The organism is Rhodococcus sp. NPDC004095, from assembly GCF_053604015.1.
Genome location: NZ_JBSGGS010000015.1, coordinates 1 through 16,022 on the forward strand (window position 1 = coordinate 1; position 16,022 = coordinate 16,022).

Sequence of the window (16,022 nt, forward strand, 5' to 3'; positions counted from 1 at the left end):
GGATACAGGCACCCCATCGTCGCGAACGCCTGCGCGATCACCGCCGGGTTGTACCGGAACGTCGGCGTCAACACCGACGTCCCCAACTGCAACCGACTGGTGCGCTCCCCCACCGCCGTCATCCACGCCAACGAGAACGGCGCATGCCCACCGTTGTGCCGCCACGGCTGGAAATGATCCGACACCGTCGCCGAATCCATCCCCCGCTCCTCCGCCAGCACCGCCAGCTCCACCAACTCCCGCGGACCGAACTGCTCCGCCGACGCCTTGTACCCGAGCTTGAGTGCCACCGTTCCTCCTGGGTGTGATGCAGATTGCAGACCGTCCCTCGCGACGCTAAACGAGATGGGCGCCTCGTGGTGCGGCGGGGTTGCCCGGGCGCCGCAGGTCCCTCACGCCCCGAGGACGGTGACGACGGCGGCGAATGCGGCGACCAGGGTGATCGCGACGGCGAACACCCACAGGTCCCGCTCCTCGGGCATCGGTGCACCGGATTCGAGCGCGCGGCGCACCTGCAGCCAGCGGCGCAGGCCGGCGATCGGGGCGGCAACGGCGAGCAGGATCAGCGTGAGCCCCAACAGGGTCCGCACCCATCCGGTGCTGAACTCGGGGACCAGATGCACCATCGCGATTCCCCCCGCCAGCAGACCCAGGGACGTGCGAATCCACGCGAGAAAGGTCCGCTCACTGGCCAGGGTGAATCGTTCGTCGGGGCGATCTTCGGGGTCGGCCACGGACTCATCCTCACACCGCGAGGCGGCGATGTCCGGCAGGCGCAATCGGGCCGGACGTCGTGTCCACCGCCACGGAGACCGTTCGGTGTCCGAAAGGTAACCTCCTGTCGACCTGCCTCCACCACCGCTGCCCGCCGGGAAGGACACCGCCGATGCCCTCCACGATTCCGGCGGCCCGCAGTCGGGTCCGCGTCGGAACCGTTCTCGGCGGGGCGGGACTGACGGCCCTGGTCGCGTGCGCGGTCGCGCTGCCCCCGATGCTGTCGAAGTCGACGGCGGATCGGCTCCACCGGTTCGCCGCGACCGAGCCGGTCGTCCCGGCAGCCGCGGAGGTGCCGCCACCCGAGCCGAGCCCCGCGGGCCTGATCGCGCTGGCCGCGGCGTACACCCAGGCCGGCAAGGCGTACGAGTGGGGCGGCACCGGACCCGACACCTGGGACTGTTCCGGGCTGGTGCAGTGGGCGTTCCGGCAGGCGGGGGTGGAACTGCCGCGGGTCAGCGAGGATCAGGCACTGGTCGGCGACCCCGTCTCGGTCGCCGACATGGCACCGGGCGACGTGATCACGTTCCGGGACGCCGCCGACCACGTCGGCATCTACGCCGGTGACGGGCAGGTGTTCAACGCCTACGACGACACCGTCCCGATCGGGTTGACGGCGCTCGCGGACCTGCCGCCGATCCACAACGTGCAACGGTTCTGAAACCCCTTTACCTGGCGAGGGGCCCGGTTCGAGCCGTAACGGAAAGTGATCTGTAACACTTTTCCCTCGAATCGTGATCTAACCTCCGACCGCTGCCCGAGGCCGACCAGGAGGACCACGCTCGTGAACTCATCGACCGCACGCGACCAGCGAACACCCCGTCTGCGCCGCGCCCTCGTGGCCGGCGCATTGACCGTCTGCGCCGTCACTCTCCCCGCGGCGCCCGCGCTCGCCGTCGGCAGTGCAGGCAGTTCGACCGGTTCGGTCAGCGCCGGCAGTTCGGCGATTCCGCTGCCGATCTCGTCGCCCGCCGGGCTGACCGCACTCGCGGCGGCGACCACCCAGACCGGCAAGCCCTACCTGTGGGGTGGGACCGGCCCGAACTCCTGGGACTGCTCCGGGCTCACCCAGTGGGCGTTCCGGCAGGCCGGCGTGCAGTTGCCGCGGGTCAGTCAGCAGCAGGCCTGGGTGGGAACGCCGATCCCGTTCGCGGCGATGGCGCCCGGCGACATCATCACCTTCCGTCCCGAGAACGATCACGTCGGCATCTACGCCGGTTTCGGTCAGGTGTTCAACGCGTACGGCGCCGGGGTGCCCATCGGGTTGACACCGCTGTCGGAGATGCCGCCGATCAACCAGATCCGTCGCTTCTGACTGGACGCGATTCTGACTGGACGCGATGAGTTCGGGCGACGACCCTGGTCTGTACGTGTGAGGACATCCACCCGAGAGACCGACACGTCATGGAGGACCGATCCGTCATGCAGAAGATCACGCCCTGTTTGTGGTTCGACTCGCAGGCCGAGGACGCCGCGGCCTTCTACACCGGCATCTTCAAGAACTCGTCCATCGGTGAGATCAGCCGGTACGGCGAGGGCATGCCCAAGCCCGCCGGTACCGCGATGACGGTGGCGTTCACCCTGAACGGTCAGGACTTCACCGCGCTCAACGGCGGACCCGAGTTCTCGTTCACCGAGGCGATCTCGTTCCAGGTCGACTGCGCCGATCAGGCCGAGGTCGACGAGTACTGGGACGCCCTCACCGCCGACGGCGGGCAGGAATCCCAATGTGGTTGGCTCAAGGACAAGTTCGGGGTGTCGTGGCAGATCGTGCCGTCGGCACTGCCCGTCATCCTCGGTGGCCCCGACCCGGCCGGGGCGCAGCGCGCGGTCGCCGCGATGATGCAGATGCGCAAGATCGACATCGGGGTGCTGCAGAAGGCATACGACGGCGAGTAGGCGAAGCCACACACCTTTTCGCGCGTCCGCAGAGGCGATCGAGGTCGAACGCCCCTGTGCGAGCGCGAAAGGGTGTGTGCACGCCCATCCCGGCGCGCTGCGACCGGGCGCGTCAGGCCGCGCGCAGCCCGAGTCCCCATTCCCGCGCCAGCAGCTCGTACGACCGCAGCCGGTCCTCGTGCCGGTGGGTCGCCGACGTCACGACGAGTTCGTCGGCGCCGGTGACCCGCTGGAGCGCCGCGAGCCGGTCGGAGACCGTGTCAGGGGCGCCGACGAACTGCGTGACCAACCGGTCCTCGACGAGTTCGCGTTGGCTGTCGGTGAGTGCGGGGGTGGTGGCCGGGTCCGGGTACGGGATCGCGCCCTGCCCCGAGCGGATGCTGTGGGTCCAGTGCCCGTACGTGGAGGCGAGATTCCGCGCGTCCCGGTCGGTGTCGGCCACCACCGCGTCGGCGGAGACCACCACGTACGGCTCGTCGAGCACCGCGGACGGCCGGAACGCGGCCCGGTACGCCTCGACCGCTTCGACCGTGGTGCCCGGGCTGACGTGGTAGTTCGCTCCGAACGGCAGTCCGAGGCGGCCGGCGAGTTCGGCGGACGGCCCTGCGCTCGAACCGAACACCCAGGTCTGCACGCGGGCGCCCGCACCGGGGACGGCGTGCAGATCGATGCCGTCGGGCGTGGTGTAGGTGCCGTCGAGCAGGGCGAGGATCTCGTCGACCTGCTCGCCGAAGTCCGGTGACTGCGCGCCCGGCTGCTGCAGGGCCGCGAATCCTGCCACCAGTCGTGGCGACACGAGCAGTGCGTCCGGGGAGAACGGCGGCGGAATGACCAGTCCGTCACGAACTTCCGTGGTGGTGCGTCGCACCGGCGCCGCCGGTCCGCCCTGCGCCGCCTTCAGAGCATCGGCGCGCCGCTGCCCGGACCGCCCGATCCCGAGGTCGATCCGACCCGGGTGCAGGGCGTCGAGGGTGCCGAACGCCTCGACCACCGCGGCGGCGGTGTGGTGCCCCAACTGCACGGCGGCGGCGCCGACCCGGATGGTGTCGGTGGCGGCGGCGATCGCACCGATGAGCACCGCCGGGGACGACGACGCGACGGCGACGAAGTGGTGCTCGGCGACCCAGTAGCGGCGGTAGCCCCACTGTTCGGCGTGGCGCGCGAGGTCGATGGTGTTGCGCAGGGCCTGTGAGGCGGTGCTGCCCGCGCTGATCGGCGACAGGTCCAGTACCGACAGGGGAACGCGGCTCATGCGGTCAGCTCCTGGCTCTCGGGACGACTCGGGATGCGCGGGTTGCGCTCCCCCGCTTCGACGGCGAAGGGCAGTCGGTTGTCTGCCGGCGCGATCGGGCAGGTCGCGGCGTCGGTGAACGCGCAGGGCAGGTTCTCGGCCCGGTTGAAGTCGAGGATCACCGTGCCGTCCCCGGCCGGCGCCGCGATCTGCAGGATGCGGGCCGCCGGGTAGGTGGTGACGCCGCTGGTGGCATCGGTGAACAGCACCCGGGTCGGACCGCTGCCGTCGCCGAACACGGTGAGGGTGTGCTCGGCGCCCCCACGATCGAAGCTGACGGTCCCGACCGCCGGGTGGTGGTGCTCGAGCCCGTCCACGACGGCGCCGGTGGTGACCGTGCGACGCTCGGGGAACGGGGCGAGCCGGGCGGGGACCACCCAGCCGGGATCCGGCTCGTACGTGGGAATCCCGGTGAACTCCGCGAGGGCGGGCGCCTTCGGATCGTGGATGCGGACCGCGAATCGGCCGGTGCGGCGGATGATCTCGGCGTCCCGGTCGCCGAGGCGGATCCGCACACCGGGTGCGCCCTCGGCGGGTGTGAGGATCCCGGCACCGGATGTGCCGCTGTGCACCACGGTGTCGCCGTCGACGTGCCACAGGCCCGGAACCTCGTCGAGCACGGCCGGGTGCTCGTCCAGCCAGTGCAGTGCCGTCAGGCCGAGCCAGCCGTCGGGGTCCGACAGTGCTGCCTCGCGGGCCGCGCGCCAACGCTGCCAGTCCTCGTGGAACCGGTCCTGCTCCGATGCGGTGGTCATGAGGCTCGAACTCCTTCGGTGTGGGTGTGCGTGTCGCTTTGGGTCGCGGGACGCGGTGCGTCGAGACCGAGATGGCCTCGCAGGGTCGTGCTCTCGTATGTGGTGCGGAAGCTGCCGCGCTCCTGCAGCAGCGGCACCACTGTGTCGACGAATTCGTCCAGACCACCCGGCGTGAGGTGCGGGACGAGAATGAAGCCGTCGCTGGCGTCGGTCTGCACGTAGGTGTCGATCTCGTCGGCGACCTGCTGCGCGGTGCCGACGAACTGCTGGCGGGCGGTGACCTCGATGATCAGTTCGCGGATGCTGAGGTTCTCGGCCTCCGCCTTCTGCCGCCACGCCACCGCGACGGCTCGAGGGTCCTTGGCGTGCCGGACGCGTCCGCGGGTTATGTCGACGTTGTCCTCGGGCTCGACGTCGGGCAGCGGACCGTCGGGGTCGTAGCCGGACAGGTCGCGGCCCCAGACCTGTTCGAGGAAGGCGATCGCGGTCTGCGGACCGACCTGCTGCAGCCGGATGTGGTGGGCACGTTCTGCGGCGTCCTCGGCACCGTCGCCGAGGACGAACGTGGCCGCGGGCAGGATCTTCAGGTCGTCGCGGCGCCGCCCGTACCGGGCGAGACGGCCCTTCACGTCGGCGTAGAACGCCCGCGCGTCCTCGATCGTCCCGTGCCCGGTGAAGATGGCGTCGGCCTTGGCGGCGCCGAACTCGCGGCCCTCGTCCGAGTCCCCGGCCTGCAGAAGCACCGGGTGTCCCTGTGGGCTGCGCGGCACCTCGAAGCGTCCGGCGATGTCGAACTGGGTGGTGTGGATGTCGAACGGGGCGACGTCGTTGTCGGAGGCGAAGATCCCGCGTTCCCGGTCCACGAGCGGGGCGCCGGGGCGCCAGCTGTCCCACAGGGTTCGGGTGGCGTCGATGATCTCGTTGGCGCGCACGTACCGCTGGGAGTGGTCCAGGAAGCCACCGCGGCGGAAGTTCTCGCCGGTGAACGCGTCCGACGAGGTCACCATGTTCCATGCGGCACGGCCACCCGACAGGTGGTCCAGCGTCGCGAACTGCTTTGCCAGTTCGTATGGTTCGTTGAAGGTGGTGTTGATCGTCCCGGCCAGCCCGAGGTGGGTGGTGGCGCCGGCGAGCGCTTCGAGGACGGTCAGCGTGTCGGGCCTGCCCACCACGTCGAGGTCGTGGATCCGGCCGCGGTGTTCCCGCAGGCGCAGTCCCTCGGCGAGGAAGAAGAAGTCGAACAGTCCGCGTTCGGCGGTGCGGGCGAGATGCAGGAACGAGTCGAAGTCGATCTGACTCTTGGACTCCGAGTCCGCCCACACAGTCGTGTTGTTGACGCCGGGAAAGTGCGCGGCGAGGTGCACCTGCTTGCGGGCAGTGGTGCGTGACATCGTGATCGATCCCTTCAGTGAGTGGTGGCGTAGCGGCTGGCGGGACGGGGCAGGCCCAGTCGCTCGCGCAGGGTTCCCCTGTCCGTGCGCGCGGGCCGCAGCGCCGGGAGGACCCGCTCGACGAGCAGGTGCGCCGTCGAGGCCAGCGCGAGCGGCCGTAGGACGACGCCGTCGACGCCGGTTGCGCGGATGTCACCGAGACGCGTGGCGAGGCCGTCCGGCGTGCCCACGTGCAGGACGGTGTCCGGTACGTACGGGGTGCCGGACCAGCGGTCGAGCCGGTCCAGGTCCTGGGCGGCCGTGGCGTCGTCGGCGGCCAGCAGGACGTCGACGTCGAGCAGGATGTGCACACGACGGTTGCCCGCGGCGACACGAACGCGGTCGGCGAGACCTGCCGCCGCCGCCGGGTCGGTGGCGCGAATGCGCACGAGATCGGCTCGTGTCACGGCGAACTCGAAGGAGTCCTCGCCGTCGATCGTGGTCGCCACGACCGGCCGCCCCTGCGGGGAGCGCGGCGTGATGGACGGACCCTTGACCGAGAAGTACTCGCCTTCGAAGTCGATGTAGTGCAGCTTGTCGCGGTCGACGAAGCGCCCGGTGGCGACGTCCCGGATCTCGGCGTCGTCCTCCCAGCTGTCCCACAGCCGGACGGCGACCTCGGCGACCTCGTGCGCTTCCTCCCACAGCGATACCGGGTCCTGGGACTGCTTGCGCCCGAACAGTGCTGCCTGGTCCTCCCCGCTGGACACCGCGACCTGCCACCCGGCGCGACCACGAGTGGTGTGATCGAGGCTCTGGATCGCCTTGGCCACGTGGAACGGCTCGGTGTGGGTCACCGTCGCGGTGGGGATCAGGCCGATCCGGGAGGTGACGGCGGACAGTCGGGCGGCGACCCCGACGGCCTCGAGCCTGCCGCGGACGGTGTCCCGGGCGGTGGTCACCCCGAACCGGTCGGGCAGGAACGCCAGGTCCGCTCCCGCGCGGTCGGCGGCGCCGATCAGGTCGGACCAGTAGCCGCCTGTGAAGAGATCCTCGGCGCGCGAGTCGTCACGACGCCACGAGGCGGGATGCGCGCCGGTACCGGCGAACTCGATTCCCACCAGCAGTTCCGAGGTGGGCAGTTCTGAATTATCGGACATGTCGAACCTTCCCGGGGATCGCATCGAGCAGCACCCTGGTGTACTCGTGTTGCGGGTTGTCGAAAATATCTGCGGTGGAGCCGGATTCGACGATCTCACCGGACCGCATCACGGCGACGTTGTCGCTGATCTGCCGGACCACCGCCAGGTCGTGTGAAATGAACAGGTAGCTCAGCCCCAACTCGTCCTGCAGGTCGGTGAGCAGGTCGAGGATCTGTGCCTGTACCGACACGTCGAGTGCGGAGACGGGCTCGTCGAGGACCAGAAGTTCCGGCTGCAGGGCGAGTGCACGGGCGATCGCCACCCGCTGGCGCTGGCCGCCGGAGAGTTCGGCCGGGCGACGGTCGAGATGCGCCGCGGACAGCGCCACGTGGTCGAGCAGTTCCTCCACTCGGCGGGCTCGGTCACGCTTGGTGCCGATGCCGAAGGCACCGAGCGGTTCGGCGACGAGGTCCCGGATCCGCAGCTTCGGATCCAGTGCCGCGTACGGGTTCTGGTGCACGATCTGCACCCGCCGCCGCAGGGCCCGCAGGTCCCGTCCCCGCAGCCCGGTGATGTCCCGCCCGTCGAACCGGACCGTCCCGGACGTGGCGGTCTCGAGCCGAATCGCGATCCGCGCGACGCTCGACTTCCCCGACCCCGATTCGCCGACCAGGGACAGCGTCCGCCCGCGCGGAACTTCGAAGGAGACGCCGCGCACCGCGTCGAGCGAGTGGCGGCGGTCGATCCGGAACGTCTTCGACACCCCGGACACACTGAGCAGAGGTTCGGCCGCACCTCGCTCCGGGCGCACCGGCCCGTCGGCGAGACTCGGTGCGGCGGCGAGCAGCGACCGCGTGTACTCGTGCTGCGGGTTGTCCAAGACCTGCGAGGCCGGTCCCGTCTCCACGACCCGGCCCTGCTGCATGACGACGATGCGGTCGGCACGGTCGGCGGCGACACCGAGGTCGTGGGTGATCAGCAGGACCGCGGTGCCACGCTCGGCGATACGTGCCTCGAGGTGGTCGAGAATGCGACGTTGCACGGTGACGTCCAGCGCGCTGGTGGGTTCGTCGGCGATGACCAGGTCGGGGTGGCAGGCCAGCGCGATGCCGATGAGCACACGCTGCCGTTGGCCGCCGGACAGATCCTGCGGGTACTGACCGGCGCGCAGTTCGGGATTGTCGAGGCCGGCCTCCTCGAGGATCCGCAGCGCCTCGACCTTCGCGGAGCGGCGGTCCGCGAGGCCGTGGATGCGCAGCGCCTCGGCGATCTGGTCCCCGATGCGGATCACCGGGTTCAGCGACGTCGTCGGGTCCTGCGGGACCAGCCCGATGCGGGCGCCGCGCACCTTCTCGAACGCCCGGTCGGACAGGGTGTCCAGACGCTCCCCGTCGAACGTGACGGTGCCGCCGGTGACACGGCCGCTGCCGGAGAGCAGACCGAGGATCGCGTGCGCGGTAGTCGACTTGCCCGAGCCCGACTCGCCGACGACGGCGACGACCTCGCCGCGGGAGACCCTGAGGCCGACCCCGTCGACCGCGACGACGGGGTCGTTCGCGTCGCCGTACTCGACCCGGAGGTCGTCGACCCGCAGGAGCGGTGCCCCGGTGTCGAGGCTCATCTTCCGCTCCGATCGTCGATCGCGTGACCGATGCGGTGCGCCGCGAGGACGACGGCGATGATGACGAGACCGGGCAGTGTCGTCATCCACCACGCGGTGGCCAGGTAGTTGCGGCCCTCGGAGATCAGCGACCCCCATTCGGGTGTCGGCGGTACCGCACCGAAGCCGAGGAAGCTCAATGACGAGACCGCGAGCACGGCCATCCCGAATTCGACTGCCGCCAGCGCTATCACCGGGGCATAGGCGTTGCGCAGCACGTGGCGGTACAGCACGGTGGGCCACCGGACGCCGGATGCGAGGGCGGCCTCGACGTACAGCGCCCGCCGCACCCTCAGCACCTCCGAGCGCATCACGCGAGCGAAGTTCGCGACGAGTCCGACACCGACGGCGATCGCCACGTTGATGGTGCCGAAGCCGAGTGCGGTCACCAGGGCGAGCGAGAGCAGCAGTGCCGGAATCGACAGCAGCACGTCGACGATGCGCATCAGCACCGCGTCGACCGCTCCCCCCGCCGCACCGGACAGCAGGCCGACCATCGAGCCGACCACCAGGGCGATCCCGACCGCGAGGAGCGTCGCGGTGAGCGAGAGCCCGGCCCCGTGCACGACCCGCGTGTACACGTCGCGGCCGATGTTGTCGGTGCCGAACCAGTGCGCGACGCTCGGGCCCTGCAGCTTGTCCGCGGGCACGCCCCGCAGCGGGTCGCCGGACGCGAACACCGACGGGAACAGCGCGAACCCGATCGCGAGGAGCAGCACAACCGCGGACAGCGCCACCACCCAGTTGCGGCGGAGCCCGCGGACGGCGGTACGGAGCGCCGCGCTACGACCGGGTGCAGGCACCTCCGCGGATCCACGGCGCGGTACCGCGCCGGCGGCCGCGACCCCGACCGGTTCCCGGATCAACGTGTCAGACATGGGCCTTCACCTCCACGGTCTCGTCCTGCGATGTGGCATTCGGGTTCGTGGCGTTCGGGGACGTGGCGTTCGGGGCGGCGCCGACGGCGGCCGCACCTCGCCTGCCTGCCGCTCGGCGGCCGCCGTCGACGATCCGCGGATCGATCAGCGGATACAGCAGATCGACGGCGAGATTGACGAGCACGAACACCAGCGAACTGAACACGACGACGCCCTGCACCACCGGAATGTCCTGGGCCATCACCGACGTCTGGGTCAGCCGGCCGAGCCCGGCGCGGGAGAAGACCGTCTCCACGACCACTGACCCCGCGAGCAGCGTCCCGACCAGCACGCCGGCGATGGTGAAGGCCGGGATGCTCGACAGCCGCAACGCATGCCGGGTCTGGATCTGCCGGCGGGACGCTCCCTTCGCCCGTGCTGCCTCGATGAACGGCTGCCGCCAGGTGGTCTGCAGGCTGGCCGCGAGCACCTGCGCGATGACCGCACCCGTCGGCAGCGCCAGGGTGATCGCGGGCAGCACCAGGTGGGAGAGGCCACCGTCGCCGAACGCGGGGAACAGCTTGAGGCGGAACGAGAACACCTGCAGCAGAATCAATCCGACCCAGAATGTGGGGACCGCGACACCGAGCGGCGGCAGCGAGAACAGCACGCTGCGCAACCGGGTCGATCGCGTGTAGGTGGCGAGGAACGCGACCGTCGTGCCGAACACGACGGCGAGCACCAGAGCGGTGAACGCCAGTGCCAGAGTGTTGGGCACGGCCGAGGCGATCGCATCGGTCACCGACTGTCCGGTGGAGATGGACGTACCGAAGTCACCCCGGACCGCACCCGAGAGCGCGTTCCAGTACTGCACCCACACCGGCTGGTCCAACCCGTATCGGGCCTGCAGCTGCGCGACCGCATCGCCATCGATCGAGGCACCACTCGCTGCGGCGGAGTCCACCGCCATGCTCACCGGGTCGGACGGCAACAGGTACAGCACGACGAACGACACGGTGAAGGCCGCCCACAGCACGCCGATCGCCTGCAGCACACGGGATCCGAGATATCGAGTCATCGGCTACTCGCTGAGCCAGGTGTCGAAGAACTGCAGGCGTGCGGATGCCTCGAACTTGAGGTCCTGCACGGTGGCACCGGCACCGATGGCCTGGGACAGCTCGACGGTGGGAAGCCACAATCCGTTGTCGAGGACCAACTGCTGCGCCCTCTCGATCAGCTCTCCCCGCTGCGCCGGCTCGGTGGTCCGCAGCTGGGCGGCCAGCACCTCGTCGAGCTCCGGGATCGGGCCGCGGGCGTTGAGGTTTCGGCCGTCGATCCCGAAGGCGGTGCGCAGGATGTCACCGTCCGCCCGGGTGCTGTTGTAGTAGGTGGAGTCGTAGTCCTTGCTCGTCTGCCGGGCCGTCTGCTCCGCGGTCGAGACGAGCTCGAGCCGCAGGTCGATGCCCACGGCCCGCAGCTGCTGCTGGACGAGCTCGAGGATGGCCTGGTTGCCGGCGAACACGGAGCTGAAGGTGACCGAGAAGCTCAGCGGGGTGCCGTCCTTGGCGCGGATACCGTCCGGGCCGGGCTTCCAGCCGGCCTCGTCCAGGATCTTCTTCGCGGCATCCGGGTCGTAGGTGACGTCGGAGAGTGCGACGTAGTCGGGAGTGCGGGAGGCGAGCGAGCTGGTGGCCGGCCGGAAGTCCGGGCCGAGCACCGTGTCCACGAGCTCCTGCCGGTTAATCGCGGGCACGATCGCGGCGCGGACGGCCGGGTCGGTGAGCACGCCACGGGTCACGTTCGGCTGGAAGCCGAAGGGGATGCCGGGGTTCGGTGCGGTGAGGATGCGGCCGCCTGCGCCCTCGATCTGCGGCGCGTCCTGCGGAAGCGCATCCGAGACGGCATCGAGCTGGCCGGACGCCAGCGATCCACTGCGCACGCCGGATTCGGGCACGATGGTGAACTCGATCTTGTCGAGATAGGCCTCGTCGTCGTGCGCGAACACGTCCGAACCCCAGGCGTAGCCGGCGCGCTTGGCGAGGGTTGCCGACTTGTCCTGGACGTAGCTCTCGTAGACGAACGGGCCGGTACCGGACAGGTTGCCCGCGCACCGCTGCTCCGCGGTCTTCGCGACGTCGGTATCGGACAGGAAGCCGAGCTGCACCGTGGAAGTGGCCTGCAGGAACTGCGAATTCGGCGACGAGAAGCCGACCTGCACGGTGCGTGGGTCCACCACGGTGGCGCCGGTGTAGCCCGACAGGTAGCTGGCAGCCAGAGGCGCCTTCGCCCCGGTCAGTGCGTTCAGGATCGAGTCGAAGTTCTTCTTGACCGACTCCGCGGTGAACGCGGAGCCGTCGCTGAAGGTCACCCCGTCGCGCAGGTGAAACGTGAACGAGGTCGCGTCGGCATTGACGTCCCAGCTCTCCGCGAGCCACGGCTTCGGTTCTCCGGTCTCGGGGTCCTGGTCGGTGAGCGAATCGACCACCTGCCGGGCCACGTAGATCGTTTGGTTGGAACCGGATTGGGCCGGGTCCGCGCAGGTCGGGGCGCCCGAAAGCCCGTACCGCAGGGTGCCGCCCGCATGTGGGGTACCGGCATCGGTCCCGCCGGCCGCGTCGGCGGACCCGCACGCGGTCAGGCCCGCGGTCAGCGCCGCGGATGCGGCCAACGCGAGCGCGGCTCGACGCCGGGGAAGGGCAGAAGTTGACGACAAGAACACCGAGGGCTCCATTTTCTCTACACGCACAGATCGCTGCACGGCGCCGGGGCACCGCGTGTGCGGTGCCCCGGCACCGAAACGGGGGCTGATCCGATCAGGACTTCAGGGCGAACGAGGCTGTGGACGAACAGGTTCCGGAAGCGACACGGCACAGGTCGATGTGCAGCCGCGCCCATGCGGTCACGAATCCGGTCACGCCGACTCCTCCATCGTTCCCGGCAGTAGCACCCTCACCTGCGGACAGGGGGTTGCTGCGACGTCGTCGAGCCGGGTCTCTCGGTCGCTCTGGATGGTCGGTGCCGATGTTAATGATCCACCTGTCCCTGACAAAGCCTTAACGTCAGCGCGATCGAAACACTTCTCCGAGATGCCATGTCGATACGCTGGAGTCGGTTGATCGCCCGAGGGTGTGCGCCTCGCGCGCATCTGCGCGACGTCACCTTCGGAAATCGCATCCGGCTGTCACCGATGTCTCGGTACATGGCCGTCGCCGGTGTTCCCGGCGACTGGGCCTGAACCCCACGCTCGACCCGCGAAACGAAACGAGCAGGCCGAGCAGATCCACGAATCTGGTCAATCTGTCGGACACCCGAAGTAGAATTCGAACATGAGTTCGACAATCGGGGGCGGGGGAGTTGGCCAGGTGGAACACCACCTGGCCGCCCTCGATGCCGCCGTCGACGGCCTGCTCGGGGTGGGACTGGTCGGACTGTCGGACGGTGACGTTGTAGAAGTGATGCAGCGGTTCGAGACGTCGCTGAGGAAGGCCTCCTCGGTCGGGAACCGGCTCGTCGTCGAGGCCGGCGAACGCTCACTTCCGGGAACCCTGGCCTGCCGATCGGTCAACGACTTTCTGGTCCAGACGCTGCGGATCTCGGGTGGGGACGCGGCGGCACGAGTCAAACGGGCCCGCAAGACCGGGATCTGGCACACCGTCGCCGGACAGCCGATGACACCCACCTTGCCGGAAACCTCCGCCGCACTGACCGACGGCGCGATCGGTGTCGATCATGTCCGGGTGATCGCGCAGGTGATGCGCAAGGTTCCGCACGGAACCGACGTCGACAAGATCGAGGTCGCCGAACGGATCCTCGCCGACACCGCCCGCTCCACCACTCCCGAAGACGTGACGAAGATCGGCGTCCATCTGCTCGCGCACCTGGCGGCCGACGGCGACGTTCCCGACGAGAAGGATCGCAAACGACGCCGCGGGCTGCGGATCGGGAAGCAGGGCCCCGATCTCATGACGCCGGTCTCCGGACTGCTCGATCCGGAGTTGCGGGCGTTGTTGGAGCCGGTGCTGGCGAAACTCGCACGACCCGGCATGAACAACCCCGACGATCCCGAGTCGCCCAGGGGCGAAGTGGACTCGCCGGATCTCGATCGCACCGCACTCGCGAAAGCCGCTGCACGCGACACCCGTACCACGGTGCAACGCAACCACGACGCACTGAAAGTCGCACTACGACAACTACTGTCATCGGGTGTGCTGGGTGCTCATCGCGGATTGCCGGTGACCGCGATCATCACCATGACCTTGCGGCAACTCGAAGAAGCGACCGGGATCGTGACCACCGCCTCCGGTGGCATCGTCCCGATCGCCGACGCCCTCCGTATGGCAGAGAACGCACACCCGGTGCTCGTGTTGTTCGACCATCGAGGCCGGCCGCTGCACCTGGGGCGGTCGAAGCGACTCGCATCCGGCGACCAGCGGTTGGCATTGATCGCAGCGTCCGGTGGCTGCACCCGCCCCGGCTGCGACGCACCCGCCTCGATGACCGCCGTCCATCACATCCGTGAGTGGAAGGACGACGGGCGCACCGACATCACCAACGAGGACCTCGCCTGCGATGCCTGCCACGCCCTCGTCCACGACGGACCGGGCGGCTGGAAGACCCGCACCGCACCCGACGGCACCGAGCACGCCGGGCGTACCGAGTGGATCGCACCGAGACACATCGACCCGGAACAAAGACCGAGGGTCAATCACAGACACCACCTCGACGAGATCATCGCCGAGTCCGTCAAACACGCCCGCGCCCGCCGCGAAGCCGAAGTGCGCGAACATCACCACCGCTGGCACCGCTACGGGATGAGCGGTGTTGACGATGGTGGAGGTGACGACGACGCGCCGTGACCCGAGGTCGCCCACTCCGGGCGGAAGCAACGGTCACCCAGCGGAACCGGCTATCCGACGGTGACGGGGTGCGCCGGAACAGGCAGACCGAGGTTGTCGCGCAGTGTCGTGCCCGTGTACTCGGTACGCAGGACGCCGCGATCCTGCAGGTGCGGCACGACCTGATCGACGAACTCGTCGAGGCCCGTGGGTACCAGGTGCGAACCGATGATGAAGCCGTCGGATCCGTCGCTGCGCACGAAGGTGTCGATCTGCTCGGCGATCTGTGCGGCGGTCCCGACGATCGGGCCGCGCTCGAACTGATCGGCCACGGTCTCGCGCAGTGTCAGCTTCTTCTCCTCCGACACCGCACGGAGTTTCGCCACGGTGTCGAAGCGGTCCTGGTGGATGAACGCGCGGCCCTGGATGATCGGCGGTGCCTCCGGGTCGGGGTCGATGTCGGGGATCGGCCCGTCCGGGTCGCACGCCGACAGGTCTCGGTTCCACAACTGCTCGAGCAGGATCAATGCGGTCTGGCCGGTGACCTGCTGGTCGCGGATCTCCAGGTACTTCTCGCGGGCGTCGGCTTCGCTGTCGCCGATCACGAAGCTCGCCGACGGCAGGATCTTCAGATCGTCCGCGCTGCGGCCGGCGGCGACGGCGCGAGCCTTGACGTCCCGGTAGTACTCGGCCGCCTCCGGCAGGCTCCCGTACGGCGAGAAGATCGCGTCGGCGTTGGCGGCAGCGAAGTCGCGTCCCTGCGGCGACACCCCGGCCTGCAGGAGGACCGGCCGGCCCTGCGGGCTGCGCGGAACCGTGAAACGGCCACGGATGTCGAACTGGTCGCCGTGGAACTCGAACGCACCGGCGTCCGGCCGGTTCAGGAATCGGCCGCTGCCCCGGTCGGCGACGATGTCGTCTTCCCGCCACGAATCCCACAGCTGCCGCACGGCTTCGACGGCTTCCTCGGCGCGGATGTACCGCTGCGAGTGCGGCAGGAATCCCCCACGACGGAAGTTCCGGCCGGTGAACGCGTCGAACGACGTGACGACGTTCCACGCGGCACGCCCACCCGAGAGTTGATCGAGGGTCCCGAACTGACGCGCGAGTTCGTATGGCTCGTTGAACGTTGCGTTGATGGTGCCGGCGAGGCCGAGGTGTTCGGTGACCGCAGCCAGGGACGCGAGCACCGTGAAGGTGTCCGGGCGGCCGATGATGTCCTGGTCGAAGATCTCGCCGGCGCGTTCGCGCAGCACGAGACCCTCCGCGAGGAAGAAGAAGTCGAACTTGCCGCGTTCGGCGGTGCGGGCGGTGTGCTCGAACGAGTCGAACTCGATCTGGCTGCCCGCCTCCGGATGCCACCACGCTGTGTGGTGGTTGACGCCACCGAGGTAGGCACCGAGGATGACCTGCTTCTTGGGTGCGCTCATGGGTCCGTC

The 16,022-nt window shown here is 69.4% G+C and carries 16 protein-coding genes and 1 riboswitch; of the genes, 4 read left to right on the forward strand and 12 right to left on the reverse strand.

Annotated elements, in window-relative coordinates; genetic code table 11:
- Positions 1 to 290, reverse strand: a 290-nt coding sequence (locus ACWEPG_RS23740) for an LLM class flavin-dependent oxidoreductase (protein WP_452595475.1), incomplete at its 3' end; no start/stop codon positions are given.
- 102 nt (positions 291 to 392) lie between these two features.
- The gene (locus tag ACWEPG_RS23745; protein WP_450114725.1) at positions 393 to 734 is read right to left on the reverse strand and encodes a YidH family protein; all 342 of its coding nucleotides are present in this window, start codon (positions 732 to 734) and stop codon (positions 393 to 395) included.
- A gap of 152 nt (positions 735 to 886) precedes the next feature.
- Between ACWEPG_RS23745 and ACWEPG_RS23750 the strand changes: the two genes are divergently transcribed.
- The 3 genes from ACWEPG_RS23750 (at position 887) to ACWEPG_RS23760 (ending at position 2,673) form a co-directional block, all read left to right on the forward strand.
- The gene (locus tag ACWEPG_RS23750) at positions 887 to 1,435 is read left to right on the forward strand and encodes an NlpC/P60 family protein (protein ID WP_450114724.1); all 549 of its coding nucleotides are present in this window, start codon (positions 887 to 889) and stop codon (positions 1,433 to 1,435) included.
- A gap of 162 nt (positions 1,436 to 1,597) precedes the next feature.
- On the forward strand, positions 1,598 to 2,089 hold the full coding sequence (locus ACWEPG_RS23755; RefSeq protein WP_450114734.1) for a C40 family peptidase: 492 nt from the start codon (positions 1,598 to 1,600) through the stop codon (positions 2,087 to 2,089).
- A 107-nt stretch (positions 2,090 to 2,196) separates the two neighbouring features.
- The gene (locus tag ACWEPG_RS23760; protein WP_450114733.1) at positions 2,197 to 2,673 is read left to right on the forward strand and encodes a VOC family protein; all 477 of its coding nucleotides are present in this window, start codon (positions 2,197 to 2,199) and stop codon (positions 2,671 to 2,673) included.
- A 112-nt stretch (positions 2,674 to 2,785) separates the two neighbouring features.
- On the opposite strand, the gene ACWEPG_RS23765 is transcribed toward ACWEPG_RS23760, so the two are convergent.
- The 9 genes from ACWEPG_RS23765 to ACWEPG_RS23805 form a co-directional block, all read right to left on the reverse strand.
- On the reverse strand, positions 2,786 to 3,925 hold the full coding sequence (locus tag ACWEPG_RS23765) for an LLM class flavin-dependent oxidoreductase (RefSeq protein WP_450114723.1): 1,140 nt from the start codon (positions 3,923 to 3,925) through the stop codon (positions 2,786 to 2,788).
- On the reverse strand, positions 3,922 to 4,719 hold the full coding sequence (locus ACWEPG_RS23770; RefSeq protein ID WP_450114722.1) for a DUF1684 domain-containing protein: 798 nt from the start codon (positions 4,717 to 4,719) through the stop codon (positions 3,922 to 3,924). Before ACWEPG_RS23770 ends, ACWEPG_RS23765 begins: the two co-directional genes overlap by 4 nt.
- A complete protein-coding gene (locus tag ACWEPG_RS23775; protein WP_450114721.1) occupies positions 4,716 to 6,110 on the reverse strand; it encodes an NtaA/DmoA family FMN-dependent monooxygenase in 1,395 nt (464 codons plus the stop codon). The genes ACWEPG_RS23770 and ACWEPG_RS23775 overlap by 4 nt, the downstream gene beginning before the upstream one ends.
- A 14-nt stretch (positions 6,111 to 6,124) precedes the next feature.
- Positions 6,125 to 7,249: an LLM class flavin-dependent oxidoreductase gene (locus ACWEPG_RS23780; protein ID WP_450114720.1), complete on the reverse strand. Its 1,125-nt coding sequence runs from the start codon at positions 7,247 to 7,249 to the stop codon at positions 6,125 to 6,127.
- Positions 7,239 to 8,852 carry a dipeptide ABC transporter ATP-binding protein gene (locus tag ACWEPG_RS23785; RefSeq protein ID WP_452595476.1) on the reverse strand — a complete coding sequence of 538 codons (1,614 nt, stop codon included), beginning with the start codon at positions 8,850 to 8,852 and terminating at the stop codon, positions 7,239 to 7,241. Before ACWEPG_RS23785 ends, ACWEPG_RS23780 begins: the two co-directional genes overlap by 11 nt.
- Positions 8,849 to 9,769 carry an ABC transporter permease gene (locus tag ACWEPG_RS23790; protein ID WP_452595477.1) on the reverse strand — a complete coding sequence of 307 codons (921 nt, stop codon included), beginning with the start codon at positions 9,767 to 9,769 and terminating at the stop codon, positions 8,849 to 8,851. The genes ACWEPG_RS23785 and ACWEPG_RS23790 overlap by 4 nt, the downstream gene beginning before the upstream one ends.
- Positions 9,762 to 10,826, reverse strand: coding sequence for an ABC transporter permease (locus ACWEPG_RS23795; RefSeq protein WP_452595478.1), 1,065 nt, complete (start codon positions 10,824 to 10,826; stop codon positions 9,762 to 9,764). Before ACWEPG_RS23795 ends, ACWEPG_RS23790 begins: the two co-directional genes overlap by 8 nt.
- Positions 10,827 to 10,829: 3 nt before the next feature.
- Positions 10,830 to 12,479 carry an ABC transporter substrate-binding protein gene (locus ACWEPG_RS23800; protein ID WP_452595479.1) on the reverse strand — a complete coding sequence of 550 codons (1,650 nt, stop codon included), beginning with the start codon at positions 12,477 to 12,479 and terminating at the stop codon, positions 10,830 to 10,832.
- Between the two features lie 82 nt (positions 12,480 to 12,561).
- Positions 12,562 to 12,663 carry a putative leader peptide gene (locus ACWEPG_RS23805; protein ID WP_452595480.1) on the reverse strand — a complete coding sequence of 34 codons (102 nt, stop codon included), beginning with the start codon at positions 12,661 to 12,663 and terminating at the stop codon, positions 12,562 to 12,564.
- Positions 12,664 to 12,670: 7 nt separating this feature from the next.
- A riboswitch (SAM riboswitch) is annotated at positions 12,671 to 12,763 on the reverse strand.
- 311 nt (positions 12,764 to 13,074) lie between these two features.
- Between ACWEPG_RS23805 and ACWEPG_RS23810 the strand changes: the two genes are divergently transcribed.
- Positions 13,075 to 14,604 carry a DUF222 domain-containing protein gene (locus ACWEPG_RS23810; protein WP_452595481.1) on the forward strand — a complete coding sequence of 510 codons (1,530 nt, stop codon included), beginning with the start codon at positions 13,075 to 13,077 and terminating at the stop codon, positions 14,602 to 14,604.
- Positions 14,605 to 14,654: 50 nt separating this feature from the next.
- On the opposite strand, the gene ACWEPG_RS23815 is transcribed toward ACWEPG_RS23810, so the two are convergent.
- Positions 14,655 to 16,013: an NtaA/DmoA family FMN-dependent monooxygenase gene (locus tag ACWEPG_RS23815; protein WP_452595482.1), complete on the reverse strand. Its 1,359-nt coding sequence runs from the start codon at positions 16,011 to 16,013 to the stop codon at positions 14,655 to 14,657.
- Between the last annotated feature and the right edge of the window lie 9 nt (positions 16,014 to 16,022).